The sequence below is a fragment of the Pseudoalteromonas luteoviolacea CPMOR-1 genome, from assembly GCF_001625685.1.
Classification (GTDB): domain Bacteria; phylum Pseudomonadota; class Gammaproteobacteria; order Enterobacterales; family Alteromonadaceae; genus Pseudoalteromonas; species Pseudoalteromonas luteoviolacea_K.
On sequence record NZ_AUYC01000098.1, the window covers coordinates 1 to 624 of the forward strand.

General features: G+C 41.5%; 1 protein-coding gene. It reads left to right on the forward strand.

Translation table 11 applies throughout. The annotated features are described in order from the left end of the window. Positions 1 to 624: transposase (locus N473_RS26630; protein ID WP_331248981.1), on the forward strand; the 624-nt coding region annotated here is incomplete at both ends.

Consider the following 624-nt stretch of genomic DNA (forward strand, 5'->3'; position numbering starts at 1 on the left):
AGAGCAAGGAAAGCACTTATCGATTTATCGTCGACGTCTTATTACCACTTAATAGCACGGTGTGTACGCCGTGCTTTTTTGTGCGGAGAGGATAAGTATACAGGTAAAAACTTTGACCACAGGCGGACATGGTTAGTGGAGCGAGTTAAGCTGCTAAGCAGTGTATTTGCCATTGAAATAGCTGCGTATGCAATTATGAGTAATCACTATCATTTGGTGGTTAAAGTGAATAGACATCAAGCACTGAGTTGGTCAGATAATGAAGTAATAGCCAGGTGGTACAAGTTATACAAGGGCAGTCCTGTTATTGATAGGCAACTAAACGGTGACGCTCTTAGTGAAGCTGAGCAGTTGCTTGCATCTGAGTTAGTTGAAAAGTGGCGATCTAGGCTATATGACATTAGCTGGTTTATGAAAAATCTTAATGAGTTCATTGCGAAAGAAGCAAACAAGGAAGATAACTGTACAGGTAAATACTGGGAAGGGCGATATAAGTCACAAGCCTTGCTAGATGAGACGGCATTACTCAGTTGTATGGCTTACGTAGATTTAAACCCAGTCAGAGCCAACATGGCAAATAATCTAGAGGATAGTGATTTCACCTCGATCCAAGAGCGCATAAAG